The 24,504-nt window shown below is 42.3% G+C and carries 22 protein-coding genes; 7 read left to right on the top strand and 15 right to left on the bottom strand.

The window, feature by feature from the left end; all coding sequences use genetic code 11:
- Window positions 1–58: 58 nt before the first annotated feature.
- Complete coding sequence (gene sppA / locus DJ568_RS00755; protein WP_114003319.1) at window positions 59–1,846, bottom strand: signal peptide peptidase SppA; 1,788 nt, start codon at window positions 1,844–1,846, stop codon at window positions 59–61.
- 86 nt (window positions 1,847–1,932) lie between these two features.
- On the opposite strand from sppA, the gene folK reads away from it, so the two are divergent.
- Together folK and DJ568_RS00745 are read left to right on the top strand one after the other, a co-directional pair.
- Window positions 1,933–2,412, top strand: a complete 480-nt coding sequence (gene folK, locus DJ568_RS00750; protein WP_114003318.1) for a 2-amino-4-hydroxy-6-hydroxymethyldihydropteridine diphosphokinase — start codon at window positions 1,933–1,935, stop codon at window positions 2,410–2,412.
- Between the two features lie 24 nt (window positions 2,413–2,436).
- On the top strand, window positions 2,437–2,805 hold the full coding sequence (locus DJ568_RS00745) for an Hpt domain-containing protein (RefSeq protein WP_114003317.1): 369 nt from the start codon (window positions 2,437–2,439) through the stop codon (window positions 2,803–2,805).
- Here the strand turns inward: DJ568_RS00745 and purS are convergent.
- The 3 genes from purS to rho all read right to left on the bottom strand — a co-directional run bounded on the left by purS (window position 2,802) and on the right by rho (window position 5,454).
- Window positions 2,802–3,056 (bottom strand): phosphoribosylformylglycinamidine synthase subunit PurS, encoded by a 255-nt coding sequence (purS, locus tag DJ568_RS00740; RefSeq protein WP_114003316.1) that lies wholly within the window; start codon window positions 3,054–3,056, stop codon window positions 2,802–2,804. The two genes, DJ568_RS00745 and purS, sit on opposite strands and share 4 nt — an antisense overlap.
- Entirely contained in the window at window positions 3,037–3,759 is a 723-nt protein-coding gene (pssA, locus tag DJ568_RS00735) for a CDP-diacylglycerol--serine O-phosphatidyltransferase (protein WP_114003315.1), read from the bottom strand. The genes purS and pssA overlap by 20 nt, the downstream gene beginning before the upstream one ends.
- Window positions 3,760–3,846: 87 nt before the next feature.
- The gene (rho, locus tag DJ568_RS00730) at window positions 3,847–5,454 is read right to left on the bottom strand and encodes a transcription termination factor Rho (protein WP_114003314.1); all 1,608 of its coding nucleotides are present in this window, start codon (window positions 5,452–5,454) and stop codon (window positions 3,847–3,849) included.
- Between the two features lie 266 nt (window positions 5,455–5,720).
- Between rho and pyrF the strand changes: the two genes are divergently transcribed.
- A complete protein-coding gene (pyrF, locus tag DJ568_RS00725) occupies window positions 5,721–6,551 on the top strand; it encodes an orotidine-5'-phosphate decarboxylase (protein WP_114003787.1) in 831 nt (276 codons plus the stop codon).
- Between the two features lie 87 nt (window positions 6,552–6,638).
- On the opposite strand, the gene DJ568_RS00720 is transcribed toward pyrF, so the two are convergent.
- The 3 genes from DJ568_RS00720 to DJ568_RS00710 all read right to left on the bottom strand — a co-directional run bounded on the left by DJ568_RS00720 (window position 6,639) and on the right by DJ568_RS00710 (window position 10,241).
- Entirely contained in the window at window positions 6,639–7,175 is a 537-nt protein-coding gene (locus DJ568_RS00720; RefSeq protein WP_114003313.1) for a pyridoxamine 5'-phosphate oxidase family protein, read from the bottom strand.
- 91 nt (window positions 7,176–7,266) lie between these two features.
- On the bottom strand, window positions 7,267–8,097 hold the full coding sequence (locus tag DJ568_RS00715; RefSeq protein WP_114003312.1) for a DUF3226 domain-containing protein: 831 nt from the start codon (window positions 8,095–8,097) through the stop codon (window positions 7,267–7,269).
- Window positions 8,094–10,241, bottom strand: coding sequence for an AAA family ATPase (locus DJ568_RS00710; protein WP_114003311.1), 2,148 nt, complete (start codon window positions 10,239–10,241; stop codon window positions 8,094–8,096). The genes DJ568_RS00715 and DJ568_RS00710 overlap by 4 nt, the downstream gene beginning before the upstream one ends.
- A gap of 185 nt (window positions 10,242–10,426) precedes the next feature.
- On the opposite strand from DJ568_RS00710, the gene DJ568_RS00705 reads away from it, so the two are divergent.
- Window positions 10,427–10,687 (top strand): hypothetical protein, encoded by a 261-nt coding sequence (locus DJ568_RS00705; protein ID WP_147238679.1) that lies wholly within the window; start codon window positions 10,427–10,429, stop codon window positions 10,685–10,687.
- On the opposite strand, the gene DJ568_RS00700 is transcribed toward DJ568_RS00705, so the two are convergent.
- The 3 genes from DJ568_RS00700 to DJ568_RS00690 form a co-directional block, all read right to left on the bottom strand.
- The gene (locus DJ568_RS00700) at window positions 10,684–12,048 is read right to left on the bottom strand and encodes an exonuclease domain-containing protein (RefSeq protein WP_114003309.1); all 1,365 of its coding nucleotides are present in this window, start codon (window positions 12,046–12,048) and stop codon (window positions 10,684–10,686) included. The two genes, DJ568_RS00705 and DJ568_RS00700, sit on opposite strands and share 4 nt — an antisense overlap.
- A gap of 151 nt (window positions 12,049–12,199) precedes the next feature.
- Window positions 12,200–14,020: a membrane protein insertase YidC gene (yidC, locus tag DJ568_RS00695; RefSeq protein ID WP_114003308.1), complete on the bottom strand. Its 1,821-nt coding sequence runs from the start codon at window positions 14,018–14,020 to the stop codon at window positions 12,200–12,202.
- A 19-nt stretch (window positions 14,021–14,039) separates the two neighbouring features.
- Complete coding sequence (locus tag DJ568_RS00690; RefSeq protein WP_114003307.1) at window positions 14,040–15,650, bottom strand: CTP synthase; 1,611 nt, start codon at window positions 15,648–15,650, stop codon at window positions 14,040–14,042.
- A gap of 241 nt (window positions 15,651–15,891) precedes the next feature.
- On the opposite strand from DJ568_RS00690, the gene DJ568_RS00685 reads away from it, so the two are divergent.
- Window positions 15,892–18,576 (top strand): T9SS type A sorting domain-containing protein, encoded by a 2,685-nt coding sequence (locus DJ568_RS00685; protein ID WP_114003306.1) that lies wholly within the window; start codon window positions 15,892–15,894, stop codon window positions 18,574–18,576.
- An 88-nt stretch (window positions 18,577–18,664) separates the two neighbouring features.
- On the opposite strand, the gene DJ568_RS00680 is transcribed toward DJ568_RS00685, so the two are convergent.
- The 5 genes from DJ568_RS00680 to trpS form a co-directional block, all read right to left on the bottom strand.
- Window positions 18,665–19,276: a hypothetical protein gene (locus tag DJ568_RS00680; RefSeq protein ID WP_114003305.1), complete on the bottom strand. Its 612-nt coding sequence runs from the start codon at window positions 19,274–19,276 to the stop codon at window positions 18,665–18,667.
- Between the two features lie 41 nt (window positions 19,277–19,317).
- On the bottom strand, window positions 19,318–20,610 hold the full coding sequence (locus tag DJ568_RS00675) for a M23 family metallopeptidase (protein WP_158534845.1): 1,293 nt from the start codon (window positions 20,608–20,610) through the stop codon (window positions 19,318–19,320).
- Window positions 20,611–20,797: 187 nt separating this feature from the next.
- Window positions 20,798–21,529 carry a 3-deoxy-manno-octulosonate cytidylyltransferase gene (gene kdsB, locus DJ568_RS00670; protein ID WP_114003303.1) on the bottom strand — a complete coding sequence of 244 codons (732 nt, stop codon included), beginning with the start codon at window positions 21,527–21,529 and terminating at the stop codon, window positions 20,798–20,800.
- Between the two features lie 86 nt (window positions 21,530–21,615).
- A complete protein-coding gene (locus DJ568_RS00665; RefSeq protein ID WP_114003302.1) occupies window positions 21,616–22,230 on the bottom strand; it encodes a deoxynucleoside kinase in 615 nt (204 codons plus the stop codon).
- Window positions 22,231–22,390: 160 nt separating this feature from the next.
- Entirely contained in the window at window positions 22,391–23,386 is a 996-nt protein-coding gene (trpS, locus tag DJ568_RS00660; RefSeq protein ID WP_114003301.1) for a tryptophan--tRNA ligase, read from the bottom strand.
- 38 nt (window positions 23,387–23,424) lie between these two features.
- On the opposite strand from trpS, the gene DJ568_RS00655 reads away from it, so the two are divergent.
- Window positions 23,425–24,156, top strand: a complete 732-nt coding sequence (locus DJ568_RS00655; protein WP_114003300.1) for a lysophospholipid acyltransferase family protein — start codon at window positions 23,425–23,427, stop codon at window positions 24,154–24,156.
- Window positions 24,153–24,443, top strand: a complete 291-nt coding sequence (gene gatC, locus DJ568_RS00650) for an Asp-tRNA(Asn)/Glu-tRNA(Gln) amidotransferase subunit GatC (RefSeq protein WP_114003299.1) — start codon at window positions 24,153–24,155, stop codon at window positions 24,441–24,443. The genes DJ568_RS00655 and gatC overlap by 4 nt, the downstream gene beginning before the upstream one ends.
- The last annotated feature ends 61 nt before the right edge of the window (window positions 24,444–24,504 follow it).

The following is a 24,504-nucleotide window of genomic DNA, read 5'->3' as shown; positions in this document are numbered from 1 at the left end:
CAATAAAAATACAAAAGCCGCCCTGTATGTAAGGCGGCTTTTAAATAAAATGTTTGCTTTATTTTATTACTACGTTGAATGGCAGGCGTGCTTGCGGTACCCGCATAATGCTTTTAAGCTTATTCACCTGCTCATAATATAAATAGTTTTCGCCTAGTTCTGATTTAAGCATAGTGTTTTTTATTTTGGCGCTAAAGTTTGCCCCCAGTTGCTTAAATGCGCTCTCCTGCTCAGGGTAGTTTACTATTTTGTAGTTGTTAAGCTTTGCCATTTTAGCTGCAGATTTAACGGCATCATTAATATTACCCAGGCGGTCAACCAGGCCAATTTTTAACGCCTGTTCACCGGTCCAAACACGGCCCTGGCCTATGCTATCGATATACTGCTGAGTTTTGCGCCGCCCCTCGGCCACTACCTTAGTAAATACATTGTAACCTGTGTTAACCTGGCCCTGTAAAATGGCACGTTCCGCAGGGGTAAGCGGACGTGATATGTCTCCCAGATCGGCGTATTCACCGGTTTTAACATTATCAAAAGTAACTCCCAGTTTTTCATTAAAAAACTTCTGCATATTAGGTAAAACCGCAAATATGCCTATGGAACCTGTTATCGTATTGGGCTGTGCAAAAATCGAATCAGCAGCGCAAGCTATGTAATAGCCGCCGGATGCAGCTACGTCACCCATTGATACAATCACCGGTTTTTCCTTCTTCGTTAAAAGTACCTCGCGCCATATCACATCAGATGCAAGCGAACTGCCACCGGGTGAATTTACCCGCAATACAACCGCTTTAACTTTATTATCCAGACGGAGTTTACGCAATGTTTTTGAAAGTTTTTCCGAACCTATTGTCTGGTCGTCACCGTCGCCGCTGGTGATATCGCCTGTTGCATATACCATTGCTATCCGGTTTCGCGATCCGCTATCCTCAGCTTCGTCTTCATCGCCAGTTGTGGCATGAGTATACTCATTAACCGCAACACTGTTAAGGTCATCCTTAAGGTCGGTATCCGTGCGTTTCTTTAGGTCGTTAATAATTTCGTCCTTGTATTTCAACCCATCAACCAGTTTGTATTTTAAGGCATCTGCCGGGTAACGTATGGCCAGCCTGTTAGCATAATTAAAAAGCGAATCTTTATTAATACCCCGGCTTTTGCTAATCCCGCCTAAAAAGTGATCGTACATGGAGCCAAGGTACGCAGTTACCTGTTTGCGGTTCGCGTCGCTCATTTCGGTCAAAATCAGTGGTTCCACGGCGCTTTTGTAAGTGCCTACCTTAATAATTTGCGCTTCAATGCCCAATTTATCAAGGGTGCCTTTTAAAAATACAGTTTCTGAGCTAAAGCCGCTCAAATCAAAATAGCCGTTAGGGTTTATGTAAAGCTTGTCAGCCACCGATGCCAGGTAATAAAAAGCTTGTGTGTATATTTCGGCGTATGCCACAATAAATTTGCCTGATCGCTTAAAATCCAATAAGGCGTTCCGTATTTCTTCGGTAGTGGCCTGCCCGCTCATAAGGTAACTTTCGTTTAAAAATATACCTTTTATATTGTCATCGGTTTTAGCTTTTTTGATGTTTGCCAAAATATCATCAAGGCCGATGTTCTTTTCTTTATCGAGCCCTAACAGGCCCAGATCTATAAGTGGATTTTTCGGTGTCCGCTCCTCAATGGGGGCTTTAAACTCTAGAAGTAAAATGGAATTTGCGTCAACATGTACATCTTTTTCGCCGCTGGCCGAGGCCATAATGCCGGCAATAAGAGCGAATACAATAAACACCATGACGGCTGAAGTAAGTATAATACCCACCATGGTAGCGAGCACAAATTTGAAAAATTGTTTCATTAAATATTTTAATCTGTTTATCTATGCAAACTTAGTAATTCAATAGCTTATAATGTTAAGAGCTATACGATTATTATTTGTTACACATGGCATCTGTTTTTTTACTTTTAGGCAGTAATCTGGGCAATAGGGAGCAGTTTTTAACTGATGCTATAGGGCGTATCGAATCTGAAATTGCGCCTGTACTTCAAGCGTCCTCAGTATATCAAACACAGTCATGGGGAAACGAGGGTCAGCCTGATTATTTAAACCAGGTTGTGTTAATTAAAGTTGAATTACCCCCGGCTGATCTGCTGGCGAAGCTTTTACACATTGAGAACGATTTAGGCAGAGAACGCCGCGAAAAATGGGGGTCGCGTGTGATAGATCTTGATATTTTATTTTACGGTGATAAAATAATTGATCAGCCGGGCCTGCATATCCCGCACCCGCGTTTGCACTTGCGCCGGTTTACACTGGAGCCCCTGGCTGAGATAGCGCCCGATTTTATACATCCCACTCAAAAAAAATCTGTTTTGCAATTGAAAAACGATTTGAACGATGTGTTAATAGTTAAAAAATTGTAGTTTTGATAGAACAAACCTTTTATAATGTCAACTAACGAGGATCTTGACCTGTCATTTTTATATGAGATAGCCGACGGCAGCGATGAGTTTATTGTAGAGTCGGTAGGGATGTTTTTACAGCAAACCCCTGAATTAATTGATAGTATAGAATCGGCCATTGCGCAAAGCGATTGGCCCACTGCTGCTGCCGCTGCGCACAAGCTTAAGCCTAATCTTGGATTTTTCGGTATGCTTAACAGCGAGTCTTTACTGCAGGAGATTGAATCAATGAGTAAGGCAGGCGGGCAGGACCCCGACGCAATACGTACTAAATTTACCCAGGCAAAACAAATGCTGGGGCAAAATTTGGTTGCTCTTGAAAAAATTAAGCAGGAGAAAGAAACCGGCCTTTAAGCTTGTACCAGCTTAAAGCTATAGCTTTCCATAATCAGGTTAGCAAGCAGGTTTTTACAGGCCTCATCAACCTTGGCATGTGCAGCTTCGGCACTGTCGGCATCAATTTCCAATGTAATGTGTTTGCCTATACGTACGTTTTGTATTTCGGCCAGCCCAAGGTTTTTCATACTGCCGGTTACAGCTTTGCCTTGCGGGTCAAGTATTTCTTTTTTGGGCATTACATCTATCTCAGCCTGAAACTTTGCCATTTGCGAATTTTAATTGAATTAATGATAGGGTGATATAGAAAACGATTACCACCGGAACTGCGGCAAATTTAAAAAATAGTATTAATATAGCCGACAGCAGCAGCAGTAAATAGCGATAAATATTTTTGTTAAAGTCGCGGTTTTTAAATTTAAGGGACATCAGCGGCAACTCGGCCACCAGCAGGCCACACATTATAATAACGTAGGCAGTTAACCCGTAGGGGTTAAGTATATACCCTGAAAAATCTGCATGCTGTTGTAGTATTAGCGGGAAAGAAGCTACAAGTATGGCATTGGCCGGTGTAGGCAAACCAATAAAGCTATCGGCCTGGCGTGTATCAATATTAAATTTAGCGAGCCTCAACGCCGAAAATACGGGTATTAAGAAAGCGATAAAACTTAAATATATACCCACATGGCTCACCTGCGGCGACCGCTGAAACAACTCATAAAGTATAACGGCTGGTAGTACGCCGAAGCTAACAAGGTCGGCTAATGAGTCAAGATCTTTACCTATGCCAGAATAAGATTGGAGCACCCGCGAAGCTAGTCCGTCAAAAAAATCAAATATTGCCGCTAAAAAAATAGCGTACGAGGCAAACACTAAATTATCGGTAAAGGTAAACACAATGCCAATACAACCGCTGAACAGGTTAGCACAGGTTATAAAATTCGGAAGGTGTTTTCTTACTCTTTTCTTCATTTCGGCATGAAGGTATGAGGAATTTATAAAGTATGCATGAAGTTATCATCAACTAACGTAAATTATAACTTCATGCATACAAAATTATTATGAATTCATTGAAATCAGGAATTCTTCGTTGGTTTTTGTGCCACGAATCTGGCTTTGCAAAAATTCCATTGATTCCTGCGAATTCATATCGGCAAGGTGGTTACGCAATATCCATATCCGTTGCAGGGTATCACGTTCAAGTAATAAGTCGTCGCGGCGTGTGCTTGATGCGGTAATATCAATAGCCGGGAATATGCGTTTGTTAGATAATTTACGATCCAGTTGCAACTCCATGTTGCCCGTGCCTTTAAATTCTTCAAATATTACCTCATCCATTTTTGAGCCTGTTTCGGTAAGGGCTGTCGCTATGATGGTTAATGAGCCGCCGTCCTCAATGTTACGGGCGGCACCAAAAAAGCGTTTAGGCTTGTGCAGCGCGTTAGCGTCAACACCACCAGACAGGATTTTACCGGATGCAGGCGCAACTGTGTTATACGCGCGCGCAAGGCGTGTGATAGAGTCAAGCAATATTACTACATCATGTCCGCATTCAACCATGCGTTTAGCTTTCTCTAATACGATGTTAGCTATTTTAACATGCCTTTCAGCCGGTTCGTCAAACGTTGATGACACTACCTCCGCACGTACGCTGCGCGCCATATCGGTCACCTCCTCGGGGCGTTCATCTATCAGTAATATAATCAGGTAAACCTCGGGATGATTTTTGGCAATAGCGTTGGCTACATCCTTTAATAACATGGTTTTACCGGTTTTTGGCTGAGCCACAATTAAACCACGCTGACCCTTGCCGATAGGCGAGAACAGGTCCATAATACGGGTTGAATAATTGTTAGGATCAGTAAACAGGCTTAGTTTTTCCGACGGGAAAAGGGGTGTAAGGTGATCAAACGGAACGCGGTCACGCACTTCGGCAGGTATGCGGCCGTTAATAGCCTCAACACGTACCAGCGGGAAATATTTTTCGCCTTCTTTTGGCGGGCGTATGCTGCCGCGCACGGTATCCCCGGTTTTTAAACCAAACAATTTAATTTGCGACTGCGATACATAAATATCATCGGGCGATGTTAAATAGTTATAATCTGCTGATCGTAAAAAGCCATAGCCATCGGGCATAATTTCCAAAACGCCTTCGTTAACTATAACATTATCAAAATCAAGATTTATAGCTGGCTCCTGCGATTTCTGCTGACCTTGGTTTGCCTTACGGTCAAACTTTTGCGGCCGGCTTTCAGCTACAACGGTTTCAGGAGCTTCAGCCTGCCCTTCCTGCTGCTCGGCGGGGGCGGTAGTTTGCGGCACCTGTTCCTCTGCGGGGGCGGTTGCTTCTTCTTCAGCAGTGTCAAACAACCTGGTATCATCAAGTGGTACTTCAGTCCTGCGGGCAGGTTGTGAAGGCTTTACCGTACGTATTCTTTTACGCGTCCTTTCGCCACCTTCGGCAGGTGCAGGAGCATTTTTTTCACTGTAGTTTTGTTCAATAGCGGATTGCTGTGCACGGGCGGCCTCAATTAATTGCTGTTGCTCGCTAATACGGCTAATCAGCATGGGCTTTCTTAAATCGTCAGCTTCGCTTATCCCTAAACTTTTTGCAATCTCGCGCAACTCAGAAACGAGTTTGTCGTTCAATTCAATAGTATCAGACATGATTTGGATTATAGTTCAAAAGAGTTATTGTATTTGAAAGAGTGTTGTCCAGCATTCCAGCGCATCAATACTAAACCTTGTATTTGTATAGCAAAATAAAAAGGAATTTTAGAATTATTTCTTTAGTACAAGAAACATCCAAAAGGAAAACATTGCAATTCTACCTAAATATTTCCATAATTCAAATTAATAAAAATATTTATCCTTCAACACAGTAACAGTTACCCTTATTTTTAGTTTTTTTGACACTAAATAAATATTTGATGATTACGCGCAGCCAGCTTATTAGCCAGATTAAACAAAAAAGGTCTTTTTTATGTGTCGGTCTTGATACTGATATCAATAAAATCCCTGAATTTTTAAAGACATACCCCGACCCTATATTTGAATTTAATAAGCGCATTATTGATGCTACAGCCGATTTATGTATAGCTTATAAACCCAACGCGGCGTTTTATGAAAGCCATGGCGTAAAGGGGCTGCAAAGCCTCATCAGCACTTGGAAATATATTCCTAAAAATATACTGAGCATTATCGACGCCAAGCGCGGCGATATCGGCAATACCTCTGACATGTACGCACGGGCATTTTTTGACGAGGCTGCTTCGGGAATGGGTTTTGACGCTATAACCGTTACGCCTTATATGGGGAATGACAGTGTGACGCCTTACCTTAAATATGATGGCAAATGGATCATCATACTGGCGCTCACTTCATCTGCAGGCAGTAAAGATTTCCAATACATTGAAACGCCTGACGGACATTTGTATGAAACGGTAATTAAAAAAGCCAATACCTGGGCGGGCGATGACAGGATTATGTATGTAGTAGGGGCTACCAAGAGTACCGAATTTACCGGCATCCGCAAATATGCGCCCGATAATTTTTTACTGGTGCCGGGGGTAGGCGCCCAGGGCGGAAGCCTGCAGGAGGTTTGCCAATACGGCATAACCAAAGACTGCGGACTTATTGTAAACTCCTCGCGGGGTATAATTTATGCTGATAATACCGAAAACTTTGCCGAAGCAGCGCGCGAAGAAGCTAAAAAGCTTCAGCAGCAAATGGAAGAGGAATTGGTAAAGGCCGGAGTAATATAAAATGATGTGATAATAACACTGAATGCTGAATACCGGAGTGTTATAACAGTCCGATATTCAGCATTCAGTGTCGGTAATTAATGATGGCTATGCCTTTAAATCTCCCTCGATAGAGTCGTCGTAGGTTTGGCCAATGATAGCACCGGCTACTTGTTTAACAAATGCTATGGCGTTGCCATGCTTGTTATCCCAATAATGGCCCTGCGTAGGCGAAACTTTAATTACGCTGATGCGCGGATCATCCTTGCCTTCGGTAAACCAAACTTTAAGCATGGGATCCCACAACTCGTCAATCTTTTGTTTGTCTTCGCTAACCTCGGCTATGCCGTAAATATTAAGGAAGCCTGAGTACGTTGAGCCTTGAAACAATAGCTGCACAAAAGGGTCTTGCTGCAATTCTTCATTTTTATGGCTGTCGTTCGCGCTCAAAAACCATAGGTCGCCGTTGTCATCAATTTTTTGAGGCGACATTGGACGGGTTGAAAAGGGTAGTCCTGTTTTTATATTGCTGCAAAAAAAGCAGGTTTCGGCTTTTTCAGCCAGTTCCTTTAATTTCTTCCAGGCTTCGTTGCCTTCCAGGTTCTCGATATTATCTTCCGGTTGATTTGCATTAATGCTATCCATAACAGTTTTTATAATAAGTAAGTGTTATAGAGATAACGGTTGATAAAGTATATTGTTGGAATTAATTTTAATTAGTGGTTGAAATCTATAATTACAAGTTATCGATTAATTTTCTCAAAACTATTAATAACTCTTCACATTTAGGGTGATTATTGATTTTCTCTTCATTAATATAATCGCATTGTTTGATTATATTATTATTAGCAATGCCTGAAAATTGTAATTGCCCCGCTATACCAATTATAGACTTATTTAAGTCAAAATTATCAGTAAACTTCTTGGATGTAGGTCTAGCCGTATCGATATTTTTTTTTAAGTAACCTTCGGCGTCGCCAAACATAACGTCGTTATCTTGTTTCATGAGCGGTAACACAATATCCTCCAAGTTTCCAAAGCCATCCTCATTACAAAAGGTATAAATACAACATTGTTTAAATTCTTTGCTTGAGATAATATTAGAATTATTTTCCACATCTATTCCGGTAAGTTCGGGAATTAAAGAAGAAAACCGCGCCACCAAATATTCTTGTCTTTTTTTAAGTCCGAGTTTATCGGCGTCAAACATCAATGACAAGGAAATAGTTAATTGTGTTGGCAAATCTGGGGAATAATATAAATCCTGAAATTTTTGGATTAGATCTTTCCAGATATGAATTTTGCTGTCCCCTCCTGCGGCATATAATAATATAAAGATATTTTTGTCTTCATGCCTTAAGATCGTTGGGATTTCTGGTCTCCCAAATAAATTTGAGTTCTCATACTCGTAATTTTTAAATGTAGAAATGAAAAGAGATTTTAATGGTTCGGGAAATTCATTTATCTTTTTAGCAGTTACGTCTGTAGATTTTATACCGTATCTAAATAACTTATACAAAAATGCAACATCATGTGCACCTTCTGTAATTACAATTAATAATTTCATTTAGTATTGCCTCTTAAATCTGCATCGAAATTTTTTATCAATCGGCTGAATCTTTCCCCTTCCGTATGAAGTATCTCAATTTGATTATCTTTTTTTGTCAAGCGATAGGCTGATATTTTGTCGTTTTCGTAATCATTATTAAAGAAAGCATCAATACATTCTTTGCTATGTGAAGTAACAAATACTTGAACATTAAACTCGTTCGATAGTTCTTGTATAAACCGTGTAAATTTTATAAATAGCTCATGGTGAATAGCATTTTCAATTTCATCAATTAACACAATTCCATTATGGCAGGCAGCAAATAAAAGAGTTATGTAAAATATTCTTTGTAGGCCATCACCATAAGAGGTAATGTCAGCGGTCTCACTATTAATCTTGTTTGTCACAACAAATCGTTGTAAGGGGCCTTGTCCGACAAGTTCTATTTTTTGAATATTAGGATCTATATTTTCTTGTATAAAAGACAAAATCTTATCAATAGACTTACTATGCACGCTTAACTCATGACATTCAATTAAATCTGTATTTGTATGTATTGCAAATGGACTACTAAATTTGACATTGCATAAATTAACAGGTTGCTTGAAAAACATTTTTCTATCATGCTCAAATAGTCTGATTTTTGATTCCGAAAGTTTATTATCATAATATGATTCAAAAAGAATTGAACTGATGTATGATGTTTTATCAAAGTTGTCCGACTCAATTTCTTGTGAAATTTTGGTAGAGGCTTGTCGACCTAAAAAAAAACCTTTTAAATCAACAGTTGTAAATTTGAAGTTTAACAACACATTAGGTATATCATTTAGGAATTTTCCTCGTCGTCGCTGTGTTTCAATGAATGAGTAAGTGTCATTTTGCGTTACCAATAAATATATAGCTTCCAGCAAAGATGTTTTTCCCGTGTTATTTTCACCTCCAAATATATTTATCTGATTAAGCTTGTCGATTTTTAAATTTGAAATATTTTTGTATGAAAGTATCTCAATATTAGAGAATTGAGCACCACTGACATCTACGTATAACTTTCTTTGTATGTCGCTATTTTGTAAGACGTCATAAAAGCCGTTGGACAGTAGGAGTGCATTGAACTTTTTCCGTATATCTTCAAGTCTATCTTTACTATTCGATGTAGCATACCTAGAAAAGTCAAACGCTTGGGAAAGATGTTTATCGATAACTTCTAGCGTATTGTCAAACTTGTCTATTCCAATTCTATCACTACTTAAATATGCTTGCGCAATGGACCGAGAGTTTTCTATTTTATCGATCGCATCCTTATCGTTGATAAGTTTTGATAACTCTCGCAGATCATCCCCTTTTGTAATTATCCTTTCTAATTTTTCTGTCCCTAATTCTTCGTTTTCTTCATTAATAGGTCGTTCATCTTCGGAAATCCAAGAAAAAAACCTAGAAAGGTTGGAGATATTTTTGGCTTTATAAGCGTCATCATCCCAACCTATCCATTGCATAATATTAGGTTGTTTTATGGTTTCGGAAAAGATATTAAACATCTCTGTCTTAAACTGATCGCCATAATCACTAGATTTATACATTTCTACTAAAGCTAGGGTTCTTAGATATCTTCTAAGTGCTACCGTAGAAATTCCAAGCGAGGCCTTTACTTGACTTTCCGTTAATCCTTCGTCAATCAAAGATTTTAATAATTGTGCTTGATTAACTGCTGGCCACTTTTTATTTCCACTAATATGTTTCAATCCCATTAAAATTTTATAATGGTTTTCGTTAACGTTTTTAGCGATTACAATTGGAATGTTATCAAAAATTTCCGGTGATAAATTGCCAATATCGTGATTACTATGATACTGTTCTTGCAGGTATTTCAATGCAGCAATGCGCCTATTACCTTCCAAAACTAAGTAATGATTTTGATCGTCCAATTTCCTCACCTGTATCTGATCCACTGGTAAATAGCCATTAGCTTTAAAACTAGATATCAGATCGCTTACTTCTGAGTAATTTTTGCCATATAGAAAATTTTTAGTTCTTTTCTGTATGTCTTCTCTTAAAATATCTGTTGATGTGATACGGACGTAGTTATCATTATCAATAAATCTGTAATTATTAGGGTCCAAATACAATTCAGATAATTTGACTTTATGATATTGGTTCGCTTGCATTTTTGCTTAAATTTAGTAAATATAGTATTTTACCACTTTTTAACTTCAATAATAACAATTCTTAGTGACTTCTCATTTATAGATATTTTGCATTATTTTTATTGCTTGGAAAAATACAGCAGTTTGTAAAGTGGATTATACTTCCTGTGTTGGCTGTTTTGGTGTATTTTAATTTTAAGAACTACATGTATGAAACACACCTGCTTCGAGACCCCCTGGCAGCCACAATAACTAAGGTTGAACATCATAGTGGCGGTTACCAATATCATTATAAAAACGGATGGTTTTGGGCTGCATCTTTTATGCCGGGCGAAAAGCAATTGTTAAACGTAGGCGACTCGGTATTTAAACCGCGTTATAGCCTGATGCTTCAAACTTTTCGCCGCGACACATCAGGCAAATACAAAAAATTGATGAATTTCAATGGTGATAACCGTGTGCCTTAGCTGAATATCAGCTTTCGTTCAGGATACCTGGATGCGTAACCGGCTACCATGTTCCTGATATAATCATTACCCGGGTAGGGGGTAAGATGATTTTTTAACTGCTGCACATTATCGGCGTTAAAATAATGTGATATATAACCCATACCGTAAAACCGTCCTTTTTCAATTAAAATACAGCTGTGTTCATCATGTGTGCGGCCTTCATCGCGTATAGCAAAAGTGGGTAAGGCTTCGTTTAATGAGTCAACGGCGGCATTTACCTTTGCATTATAATCATCGGCAGACATGCCGCCGCAGCAGGCGCAGTTTTCGGCATGTATGCTGTTGCAAACCGCGTTGTTTTTTTGAATAAAGCACAATTTAGGGCACAGCTCAAACTCTTCTATCAGGCGGTTCACCAGGCCGTACCCTTCATACAATGTGTTGCAGGTATATAATGGCTGCTGATATTTGCGGTGTTTATCTATAGCCAGCCGCACATAGCCACGCTGGTCAACGTAATCATACAAGGCATAAGCGTGTTCAAACCGTTTGAGTGAGCGGTTATATTTTGGCCATAGCCGTTTAATCTCTACCGCTTCCAATACAAATGCAATAAGTTCGGTACCGCAAATTTGATAAGTGATGTTGTGGATATTGCGCAAAAACTCTTGCCGTTGCGGGCCGGGATTATTGCCGGTAAAATGGCTACATACCCGCTTGCGTATATTTTTGGCCTTTCCTACATAAATTACTTTGCCTTTGCTATCATGAAAGTAATACACGCCGGGTGTATATGGCAATTGTTCGATATCTGCTTTAGGCAGGTTTGGCGGCAGCACCTGCTCGCGCGAATTTTGTTTAAGCGCCTTTGTTATGTGCCCGGTGCCATCACGTTCAAGGTAAAGGCTGAATAAGGTAGCGGTAGCTTCGGCGTCACCCATGGCACGGTGGCGGCTATTGTTTATAATACCAAGTTGAGTGCAAAGCTTGCCCAGGCTGTATGACGGAAATCCGGGCATAATTTTGCGGCCAAGTCGCACGGTACACAGCTTATTACATTGCAACTCGTAACCCGCCTGTGATAAATGATAACGCAAAAACGAGAAATCAAAATTAACATTGTGTGCTACAAATATTTTACCGTGCAGCAGTTGAAATACCTCATGGGCTATATCCTTAAACAGAGGCGCGTTCTGCACCATCTCATTGGTAATACCGGTTAATGCCCTTATATACACAGGTATATCCCGCTGCGGATTAACCAGGCTCTCAAAGCGTTTTATTATTTTGCTGCCATCATGTATGCATATGGCTATCTCGGTGATGCCATTGGCACTGGCGTGGCCTCCTGTCGTCTCTATATCCACTATCGCATACATAATTCAAATGTAGAATTATTTTGCTAATTATTATAGTAAAATATATGGATTAGTAAGCAGTGATATAAGTTCGTTAATAATAACAAAAGCGGCCGTTGAGCCGCTTTGTTATATCGTTAAGCCAGTATAAACTGATCTCTTAATCGCTGAATTATTTATTTTTACCTTTTTGTACTTGCTGCTGCTGGCGCATCATTTCTTCCATCTTGGCAGCAAAGCCTGATTTTTTCTTTTTGGCATCTTCCGGTTTCTTTTTGTTCTCTTGTATCTGGGCATGTATCTTTTTATCATCTACCATAAATTTAATCAGGTACTGCTGTAAAAAGGTAAGCATGTTGGCCAAAAAGTAATAATAGTTCAAACCGGCAGGGTAGCTGTTTAGCACTCCGAAGAATATTAAAGGCGTAATGTACCCAATGTACTTCATCTGGCCTGTTGCACCCGATATCTGGTTGTTAAACCACGTATAAATTAACGTTGATATGGTCATCAGCAAGCACATTAAGCTAATATGTGTCCAGCCGATTATGGGCAGCGGCGAAAAGGTGATAATCGCGTCATAAGTGGATAGGTCATGCATCCACCAGAAGCTTTCCCCACGTAGCTCAAACAAGCTTGGGAAAAAGCGGAAGAAAGCGATTACAATAGGCATTTGCAGCAATAGCGGCAAACATCCGCCCAACGGGTTAACGCCTGCTTTTTTATATAGCTTTAAGTATTCCTGTTGTAAAAGGGTAGGATTGTCTTCTCCCACTTTGGCTTTAATCTCGTCCATCTCCGGCTTAAGCACACGCATTTTAGCCATTGAAAGGTATGACTTGTAAGTAAGCGGAGATAGTACCACCTTAAGCACAATAGTAAGTACTAATATAATTAAGCCGTAGTTCCAGTTAAACTGGTTAAGAAAGTTAAACAGCGGTAACACTGCATAACGATTGATATATTTTAAAGGTCCCCAGCCAATGTCCACCTGGTCCTGCAGATCATAACCCTGGTCTTCAAGTAAGGTGAATTTATTAGGGCCAAAGTAAAACTCCATCGGGAAAGTACCGTCGGCGCTGCGTGCAATGGCCAGGTTAGCGCTCATTTGCTTAATGTCGGTAGTGTCATTAACGTTGGTGCTTACACCAAGTTTAGCCTTTTCTGCACCCTGTTTTACTATCAGTACGTTTGAAAAAAAGTGCTGCTTGAATGACACCCACTGTATCTTACGGTCAGTGATATCTTCTGTCTCATCTTCGCTCACACTCAGGTGGTCAGTTTCCCCATCCATATCCTTAAAGTATACAGTTGAGTATTCACGCTCCTGTTTCATGTCCTTTTCCTGCTTGTGCAGGCTCGCGGTCCAGTTCAAATTAAGCGTTCCAAGGTTTGATATTACATTCTCTAAACCGGTTGCTTTAATTGTAAGCGCCAGCTTAAAGCCTTTGCCCAGTTTATAAATATAGTCGATATACTGCGTTGGCGAATAGGTAAGGCGCAATGTTACCGACGAATCTGTAGCTGTGCCTGCGGGCGCGAAATACAGGTTATTGGTGTTGATGTTGCTGGTACCCGCTGCAAACGTAAAACCAAACTTATTGCCATCGCTGTCAAACAATACAAGCGGCTTATTATCAAACGTTTTGTAATCATTTAGTTCAACAGAGTGTACTTTGCCACCAAGTGTGCTGAGTTGTATTTTTACTTCGGTGTTTTGTAAGGTAACCAGTTGTTGTGTGCCTATGGTAGCCGCGCCGAACGGTGCTTTTAACGCAGCTGAGTCAATTACCTGCGCTTGCGCTGCTGTATCGGTGTTGGCGGTAGGTTGTTTGGCAGTAGCGTTAGTTTTAATTAAGCCTTTTTTAACTGAGTCGGCATGCAGAACTTCCTTTTGCTTTTTAATCTCATCGGCTGATGGCTGAAGAAAGTAAAATCCTCCCACCATTATCACCATGATCAGGAATAATCCTGTGAATGTATTTCTATCCATTATATCTTATCGTACGTAATTAACTCTTGCGGGCATACGCCAGCGAAGCGGCGACAAAGTTAATAAAAAGTGGGTGCGGATTATCAACTGTTGATTTTAATTCGGGGTGGAACTGCGAACCTACAAAGTAAGGGTGGTTTTTAAGTTCAACTATCTCAACCAGGTTATTTTGCGGATTAATGCCTGAAGGAATCATACCTGCGCTTTCGTACTGTTTAAGATACTCGTTATTAAACTCATAGCGATGGCGATGGCGTTCTGTGATGTGGGTTTTGCCGTATATAGAAGCTGCTTTTGTTCCGCGTTTAAGGTCGCACGGGTATGAGCCCAGGCGCATGGTGCCGCCTTTTGCCGTTATCTTTTTCTGTTCTTCCATCATGCTGATAACCGGGTTTTTCGTATCCGGATTCATCTCGATGCTGTGGGCATCTTTCAGACCTAAAACATTACGGCCAAATTCAACCACGGCACATTGCATGCCCAGGCAAATGCCAAAGAAAGGGATATTATTTTCGCGCACGTAACGTATAGCTTCTATTTTACCTTCAAAGCCACGTTCGCCAAAGCCGGGGGCTACCAATACGCCGTGCAACCCTTTAAGGCGTTCAACAGCGTTCTCAACAGTTAATTGCTCGGAGTGAATATAATCAACCCTAACCTTACATTCGTTTTTAGCGCCGGCGTGTATAAATGCCTCAACTATAGATTTATATGCATCGGGCAACTCCACGTATTTACCAACCAAACCAATGCGCACCTCTGAGGTTGGGTTTTTTAAACGACCTAAGAAGTCTTTCCAGCTTTCCAGGTCGGGCTCATGTTTAAGTGGTAGCTTTAATTTAGTTAATACCGTCTTATCCAACTGCTCTTTTAACATCAGCAGGGGTACATCGTATATGGTCGATGCATCTATCGACTCGATAACTGCGTTGATATTAACATTACAAAACAGGGCTATTTTTTTACGGATGTCCTGGCTAATGCGGTGCTCTGTACGGCAAACCAGTATATCCGGCTGTATACCATATTCAAGCAGCATTTTTACCGAGTGCTGGGTAGGTTTGGTTTTTAACTCGCCGGCAGCAGCCAAAAATGGGATAAGCGTTAAGTGTATAACCAGTGAGTTACTGGAGCCAACTTCCCACCTGAACTGCCTTACCGCTTCTACAAACGGCAACGACTCTATGTCGCCGACGGTGCCGCCAATTTCTGTTATTACGATATCATAATCACCGCTTTCGCCCAATATCTGGAAATTGCGTTTTATCTCGTCGGTAATATGGGGCACCACCTGTACCGTTTTACCTAAAAAAGCGCCCTCGCGTTCGCGGGTAATTACATTTTGATAGATACGGCCGGTAGTAATATTATTAGCCTGTGAAGTAGGGGTATTCAAAAAACGCTCGTAATGACCGAGGTCAAGGTCGGTTTCAGCACCATCTTCGGTAACATAGCATTCGCCATGCTCGTACGGGTTCAGTGTTCCGGGATCCACGTTGATGTACGGATCGAACTTTTGAATGGTTACCCGGTAACCGCGTGCCTGTAAAAGTTTAGCTAATGATGCGGAAATAATGCCTTTACCCAACGACGAAGTAACGCCGCCCGTAACAAAAATGTATTTGGTCATGTTGTTTTTTGAAATTTTGGCAGCGGTTTTAGGCCGAAACCAAATGTTTGTGTACGGGATACAAAGATAGAAAATCCCCCGGTGTTTTTAAACGTTGTTGAGAAAATAGTGATTGTGTAAAAGCATTCTGTTATCCGGCATTCAGATAAATTATGGTAACCTTATAACAGCGGCCATCGTTAAAACTGGTGTTGCTAAATTATTTTAGCTGACTCAATTATTTATAACCTATCATTATTTTATGAAAACTACCTCCTATCAAAGCCGCGTTAACCTGCGGTTGTGCCGGTTATTGCTGGCCACAGTTTTATTAGTTTATGGCTTTACCAATAACGCGGCGGCGCAGGCGCCTTATGTTACCATAACATCGGGTAACTTGTGTTACGGTACATCAACCAACCTGGGCATATTTAATGCTACCGCTACCAGTTGGACGGTTTCGCCGAATATACCCGGAGGATTATCGGGTTTAAGCGGGAGCGGTGTTACCATAAACGCTATCGCAACCGGTACATTCACGTTAACCGTTTATTATATTAACGGCCCGGCAAGTCAGCCCACTGGTTCACTCACATTAACAACCACTATATATCCGCCGGATAATCCAAGCGTTACTGTAACCTCACCAAGCACGGCCTGCCAGGGTGAGGCCGTTACCTTTTATCCATGGGTTAACGGCGTTTATAATTATTATTCAACCAGATGGTATGTTGATAACGTTTTTCAAACATCTACCTATTATGGTACACCGTTTACAACCAGCAGTTTAAGTGCAGGTTCACATACTATACGGTGCGAGGCAGTACCCAACAGCACCTGTTATACTGGCGCACCGGCAATTTATAATAAAACTATCACTATAACCGGCACACCCACTGTTTCGCCCAATGTAAGCATTTGCCCGGGTGGCAGTACCACGCTAACTGCAACAGGCAGCGCAAGCTACACGTGGTCGCCGGCTACGGGGCTAAGTGCTACTACCGGCGCTTCGGTGGTAGCAAGCCCATCTGCAACTACCACTTACACCGTAACTTACGGCAGTTGTTCGCCACCTAAACAGGTAACGGTAACTGTAAATCAACCCAGTGCTTTGGCGGGTTCGCCATGCGGCCCGCCAAGTGGTACGCCAGGAGGTACGTACAGCGGTACCAGTGTGCGTAATGGCACGCCTGTAGTATTAAAGGGCAGCGATTTTGGGGCAACCCCGGTAAATACATTTGCAGCTGATGAACTGGTTGCATTTATCTACAAAGCCAGTATTGGCAATTGGCAGCAGGTGCCTTTGCAGGTAGACGAAAGAAAAACCGTTAACGGTGGCACTATTTATAATACCGCTACTACACGCGAAGGTTGGTCGTCGCAGCCATACAGCCTTTTCAGCAGCCTGCAATACTGCGATGCTAACACCTGGGTTGGTACTGATGCTACCACAACTTTTGATAATGATGATGAAGTAGTATTTATGGCCCGCGACGCCGGCGGCGACCAGGCACCTGTATCTGCATCGTACCCAACAGGTGTGCAAGCTTCGGCCGGTGCTATGATAACGGTTACCGACGGTAATAACCCTACGGCGCCGGCATCGTACATCTATATATTCAAAAAATCCTCAACCGGTGGGCTGCAGCAATCGGCAGGAAAATCTTATGTAAATTATAACTTCTCATTTAAGGTGGGTACTATATCTTATGGTCCTGCGCAGTACAAGGCGAATTACACCTTCGGCCATCACCCGGAAAATTCAACGGTAACATCGCCGTTTTACCAGATCGGTTTTTCAGACAGGTGGATTGAAGATGTGGTAAAGGTTACAGTAGATAACTCATTAGGTGTAGACATGGTGGACAGGCACCGTAATCAATTTAAAATTAACAGCTGCCATAACGAAGATAATTTTACAACCTGCGCAGGTGCTTACATTGTTAATAAATCGGGCCCGGTGAGGGCAATACGTTCGCACATGGGGGCCTGCAGCGGGCCGCTTACGCAGCGCGAGTTTTTATATTATGATCAGTTTGAAGTTATCAGAACTGATTTGAGAGTGCACCAAATTCCGGGCATGATGGATTTTTGGGATTATAGCCCGCTGGCCGGTAATATGCGGTACAGCAATAACAACAATACTACCGGCGGTACGCTTGATCCGGTGACCGGCCAAACCGGCATACCTGTTGACGGATCGCCGGATGTGATAACTGCCGGGCCCTTAACCTGGCAAATGATGAGCAGTGCATCGGGTACCATATTCAGGCACTATAAATTAACACATAACATAACTCCACTGGCGTTAACTTCATATTATCTGGATACCAACACGCCGTCAACCAACCCTGCAGACGCTACCTACCAATGCACCGGCGGCGACGGTAAGGCCTGGGGATCAAGCGGCATGTATATTAACCAGGAGGCTACATACGCCAGCCCGCATCATCAACTCCCTAATACCGATCCGCGCTTTACCGACGCAAGCCAAACGTTTGACGGTTCAAATTATCAAAACGCCTCGCTTACCGAAACTAACTTCTTTTTAAAGCCCGCAACCTCGCGTACACAAGCTGCGGCGCTGGTAAGTAACATTGACGTGCCACTTACTGCAGTTGTTAGCCGGTGGCCTGCAGTAGGCGGCCGTATGGCCGGTACAGCGGCGCCGGCCGAAGAGCAGCTTTCGCTGGTCAATCATTCAGTGAGCTTATACCCCAATCCTTCAAACGGCGTAGTAACTGTTGATGCCAAAGGTGCGGCAAGCGATAAAATTATAGCATTGTTTTACAATCCTACAGGTAAGCAAATAAAACGTATAGAAGGTTTAGGCAGCTTAAAGCAGATAGTGGACCTCCAGGCTCCTGAGAGTGCCGGTCAGCTATATGTTGTTAAAGTGCACATTGGCAAAAAGGTTTATACCCACAAGCTGATGGTAACGAAGTAATGTTGCTACGAATATGAGTTTGTTCTGCAGAGGGCAAACTCATATTTATATTTAGTAAAACATTAGTAGCTATTTTGGGAGTATTAAACTATCGGTAAAGCCACTTTAAAAATAATGACTGGTCTTTACGCCATGCTGAGCTTTTATACGGAGGTGTTGAGTTATATAAGTAAACGATGTCGCTGATCGCCTCAAATCCAAAACTATCGTCAGCCATAAATTTCTCGTATATAGCAGGCTTATCTTTCAGCATCGCAGCAAACATTTCTTTGCGCTGCTTTCTTTTCCCCATCACAGCGTTAGTTTTAAGCTCTTTTAAGGTATCTGTTCCTTTATCTACATACCACATACTTGTGTTGGGTGTGTTATACCCGCCACGGTTAATCTCATAAATATTTATATCTCCTTCCTGCACAAGATCAACAAAAACGCGCTTTTTACCTTTGGGCATAAATACTGCCCTTGCTGCCTGTCTTTTCGTGCTGTCTTTTATCCTGCAGTAGTAGCTAATGGTTTTCGCTGTGATTGGTATGTATTTTTCCTTGTTTTCGGGCTGGTATGAGGCCTGGCCAAATATCGATACTTTGATTTTACACGCAATAGTATCGACCTGGGTTGTAACTACAAATCCGCGTTTTTGGGCTGATGCGCTTAATACTGAAAAAAATATCAGCGTGACAAGAGTAAGGTTTTTAGTCATAATTTTTTTACGACTAATATAGGGTGTTTAGCGAAGAATAGTTACTGCAATATCCAGCCCGTTTCCCCCTCATCCTTTACTAAATAATAATTTCTATAAGCGCCGAGTACAGCTACTTTATTGCCGGCCGCCAATGTCTTTTTACGCGGGGCATTTAAGCTGTCCGGTGCATTAAGCAATGGCTGCCCGTTTTTAAGGGTAATGCTGCGCAAAATGTTAGCGTCCGTAACCGCCCGGCTGCTGATATAGCCGGTCAATCCATCCGGCAGCTGCACCTTATAAAATGACCCGGCTGCTGCATCAACGTTTAAAACCGCATGTTTAGGTAAGTTTAAAAGGGTGGCGCCTTTTTCAGTAGGCGCATCATACAGCTTGTTGGTGATATTATCTGTACGTATGGTGGCATTTAAACGGGTTGTAGAAGCGATAATAGCAGGAGGGGGCTTGATAGTTTTATCAACAAAAGCGAGGGGGTCAATGGTGCCGCCAAATGTATATATACCAAAATGGAGATGGGACGGTGTGTTACGTGCGTTGCCTGTATTGCCTACCAGCCCCACCGTATCACCTTTTAACAACGTTTGGCCGGGCTGTACCAACTGCTCGTCCAGGTGTGCATAATAAAGGGTATAGTCGGCATTTTCAGGACGGAAGAATACAACCTTGCCGCCAAGTGTGTTTTCGGTGACATTATTTACGGTTCCGTTTGCCGCGGCAACTGCCGGGGTACCCTTCGGTGCGAATATATCAATGCCTTCATGCTTGCGGCCGTTGTCGTCGCGGTTATCGCCCCAAAAACTACCGATGCGCGGCTTTGCAGTTTCTGATACCGGGAACCCGAGCGAAGGTCCGGCCGTCACAGTTAAGGTATATTCGCCGCTTTGCAGCAACTCGGGCTGCAGCCGGATGACATATTTGCCGGCTTGCTTAATTTCATATTCTAAAGCCTGGCCAGATGTATCGGCAGAGGCCACAAGTTTTAGTGTGTTGTTCTCTTTTAACTGGAACAGGTCGACATAAACATTATAATTTTGCACTGGTTTTTTTTCCAGGCTGATGTTTAATTTTTTCCCCCGTATCGCCTCAAACCGTAAGGCTGTACCGCCTGGCTTGTCAGCAGCAAAATAGCCTGTTTCTTTGTAAGGAATAGTAATATTAAGCGGAGCGATAAGTATTTCTGTTGAGCGTAACAGCCATTTGCGGCCTATAGCTGTTCGGTCAAGCCCCGCATCTTTCAGCTTTTGTCCGTAAGCCTCGTGCGGCGATTGCTTTTTAAATATACCCATACCGCCCTGGTCGCTGCAGGATACCCATATAGCGGCGGTAGTGATCAAAATAAAAAACTTAAGAGCAGATTTTTTACGGCTGTACATATTGATACCTTTTGCAGGTATAACCTTAACGGGCAGGAAATGGTTTTTGCAACAGTATAAGCTAAATTCTCATGGCTAATCCCGCCTGCCAGCTATCATATAACAAGTAGTATTGCTGATGCAAATTAAACCTGGTAAATCACCGGCTTTAACGGTTCAACAAAATATTCAAATCTTCAGGTGTGTCAATAGCGAAGGTTTCGAGCTCAGTTTCAGCCACCTTAATACGGTAGCCGTTTTCTATCCACCTCAATTGTTCCAGTTTTTCAGCTGATTCTAACGATGATACGGATAGTTTGGTGATTTGCTGTAAAATGTCCGCGCGGTAGCCGTAAATGCCGATGTGTTTAAAGTATTTATGGTGCGTTAGCCATTGGTCGGGTTCGATACCGCGCAGAAAGGGGAGCGGTGAACGTGAGAAATAAACCGCCTCGCGTAAGCTATTGATCACTACTTTGGGCGAATTAATATTCAGCAATTCTGTAGTGGTATTTATTTTTTTAATTAAGGTAGCAAGCTGGGTTCCGCTGTCGGCAAAGCATGATGCCAGCTTGTTTATCTGTTCAGGATCTATATAAGGTTCATCGCCCTGGATGTTAATAATCACGTTGTAACCGGGATATTGCAGCGCCACTTCTGCACAACGGTCGGTGCCGCTTTCATGGCTATCGGCGGTCATGGCTGCATTGCCGCCAAATCCTATCACATGGTCAAATATCCGGTCGTCATCCGTAGCAACAATAACCTCAGCCAGGGCCGCGCATTTCCGGGCCTGTTCGTACACCCGCTGTATCATGGTTTTACCGCCAATATCAACTAACGGCTTGCCGGGGAAACGGCTGGATGCGTAGCGCGCGGGAATTATGCCAAGTATATTCATTTATGACTCTAGATTACGAATTAGGATTTTAATGATCATTGCAACACGCTGCCGAGAAACCGTAAATCGTACATCGTATTTTGTAATTAAAACAGCCCGTTTATTTCCCTCTCCACCATTTGCACAATACTGCTCAGGTCTTCGGTATTATTAGCAAAATCAAGCGTGTCCATATCTACAACAAGCACTTTGCCCAGGGTGTAGCCACTTATCCATTTCTGGTACTTTTCGTTAAGTTTTGACAGGTAATCCAGCCTTATACCGCTTTCGTACTCGCGGCCGCGGCGCTGTATGTTATTTACGAGGGTAGGTACTGATGCCTTAAGGTATATCAGCAGGTCGGGTGGTTTTATAAACGAGGTGATATTATCAAAAATGGCGCGATAGCTTTCATAATCGCGCGTGGTCATCAAGCCCATATCGTGCAGGTTTTCTGCAAAAATGTAAGCATCTTCGTAAATGGTACGGTCCTGTATAATATTACCGCCCATTTTCTGGATATCAATTATCTGGCGGTAGCGGCTATTTAAAAAGTATATCTGCAGGTTAAAACTCCAGCGTTTCATATCACTGTAAAAATCTTCCAGGTAGGGGTTATTGTCTACCGCTTCAAACAGCGGGTCCCACACGTAATTTTTTGCCAGTAATTCTGTCAGTGTGGTTTTGCCGGCACCTATGTTTCCTACGATAGCGATATGCATAAATAAATGTGTTAGTCCATGGTTGATGGTCCACAGACCATAACCAAAGATAATAGTTTTAGTTAATTGTATGTACGCTATGGCCGATAGTTTGCACGCTTTGATCTATCCGCGATACAAGGGAACCCACAGACTGTGGCTCATCAGCATCTACTGCGTACTAAAAACTTCTGAAGCCGATAATTTCCCGCACATCGCGCAGTGTTTTTGATGCACTTTCGCGCGCTTTTTCAGCCCCCAAACGTGCCACTTTGCGAATATAACCCGCATCGCCGGCAATATCATTTATTTTCTCCCGTATAGGCGCGGTAGCCAAAATCATATCTTCGGCAAGCTGTTTTTTTAAGTCGCCGTAACGTATGCTCATTGTGTTATATGCGTGATCATAGTATTGAACGGTTTCTTCCAGCGATACTACTTTCATCAGGTCAAACAGGTTTTGTATCTCCTGCGGCTTTTGCTGATTTTCCTGGGTAGGGCCGCTGTCTGTAACCGCACGCATTACTTTTTTGCGGATTACTTCAGGCGCGTCTGCTAAAAAGATAGCATTGGCTTCTCCCTCTGATTTGCCCATCTTTCCTTTACCGTCAAGTCCAGGAATTTTTACCAGGCTTTCGCCATAGCTAAAAGCGAAGGGTTCAGGGAAATAATCATTGTTATATAAACGGTTAAAGCGGTTGCCAAAGGTACGCGCCATTTCAAGGTGTTGCTCCTGGTCTTTGCCAACCGGCACTTTGGTAGCTTTGTGTATGATGATATCAGCGGCCATTAACACAGGGTAGGTGAGCAGGCCGGCATTAACGTTATCGGGCTGCGCGCGTACTTTATCTTTAAAAGATGTGCTGCGTTCCAGTTCGCCCAGGTAGGCGTTCATGTTGAGGTACAAATACAGTTCTGATATTTCCGGAACATCTGATTGTACGTATATCGTAGCCTTTTCAGGATCGATACCCGCGGCCAGGTATTCAACCAACACCTGTTTTACACTGTTATGCAAATTTTCAGGAGTGGGGTGGGTGGTAAGCGAGTGCAGGTCGGCTATAAAGAAATAGCAATTATACTCGTGCTGCATTTTTATAAAGTTTTGTATAGCGCCGTAATAATTGCCCAAATGCAGGTTGCCGGTTGACCGGATACCACTAACAACAGTTTCCATAGGGGCGAAAGTAAGTATTTTTTATATTTTTGGTGGCGATGAAATTGATATTGAAAAGAGTGCACACCCAGTTTTACAGGTACAGTGTGGGCTTTTTTTATTTTGCGTTATGGCCGTTTTTGTATTACTTTTCACGTAAACCTTCGCGGTATAAAAACATGAACAAGATGCGCCGCATCTGGGGGTTCCTCAGTTCATTGTTGGCGGGTATAACCTATCATATTGAGTTTGAGCAACGGATTGACTGGAGCAAAACTTATATCATCTGCCCTAATCATACATCCAATCTTGATATAACGGCGGTTAGCATCGCTTTTAAAAACAACATCAGCTTTATGGGTAAGGACGAGTTGTTGAAAGGTGTGGTTACGGGGTTATTTTTCCGTACGGTTGACATACCTGTTAACCGCGACAGTAAAATGTCATCATTCCGTGCTTTTAAAGCCGCGTCTGACAGGTTGCAAGCCGGCACCACCATGGTGATTTTTCCTGAGGGTACCATATCTGATATTTACCCGCCTCAACTCATCGCGTTTAAAAATGGCCCGTTTCGGCTGGCTATAGAACATAAAATACCTATAATCCCGGTAACGTCAACAAACACCTGGGAAATTTTATGGGACGATGGGCGTAAATATGGCAGTAAACCGGGGGTTTGTAATATATTTGTACATAAGCCTGTTGAAACGGCACACTTAACACCTGACGATTCAGATATGCTGCGCGATATGGTACACGGCATTATCAAACAAAAACTGGAAAGCGCATGACGATTGATAAAGAAACTGTAGATAAGATAGCTCACCTTGCACGTTTGGAACTTGCCGAGGACGAAAAGCAGGAAATGATCAAAGATATGAGCCGCATACTTGATTTCATGGCCAAACTGAACGAAGTTGACACCTCAGGCGTTGAGCCACTGGTGTACATGACTGACGAGAAAAACGTATTGCGCGAGGATGTAATTAAACAAACCATTACCACGCATGAAGCTTTAAGCAACGCGCCAAAGCACGATGAAAACCACTTTTTGGTAGCCAAGGTAATTGAGAAATAAATGTTGTCGTCCGAAATTCCGGATGTCGTAAGAGCCAGAATGACGGATCCAACTTACTTTG

This window comes from Mucilaginibacter hurinus, from assembly GCF_003324525.1.
Classification (GTDB): Bacteria; Bacteroidota; Bacteroidia; order Sphingobacteriales; family Sphingobacteriaceae; genus Mucilaginibacter; species Mucilaginibacter hurinus.
The sequence above is the reverse complement of the archived record's forward strand: the minus strand, read 5'-3'. Positions and strand labels throughout refer to the sequence as shown.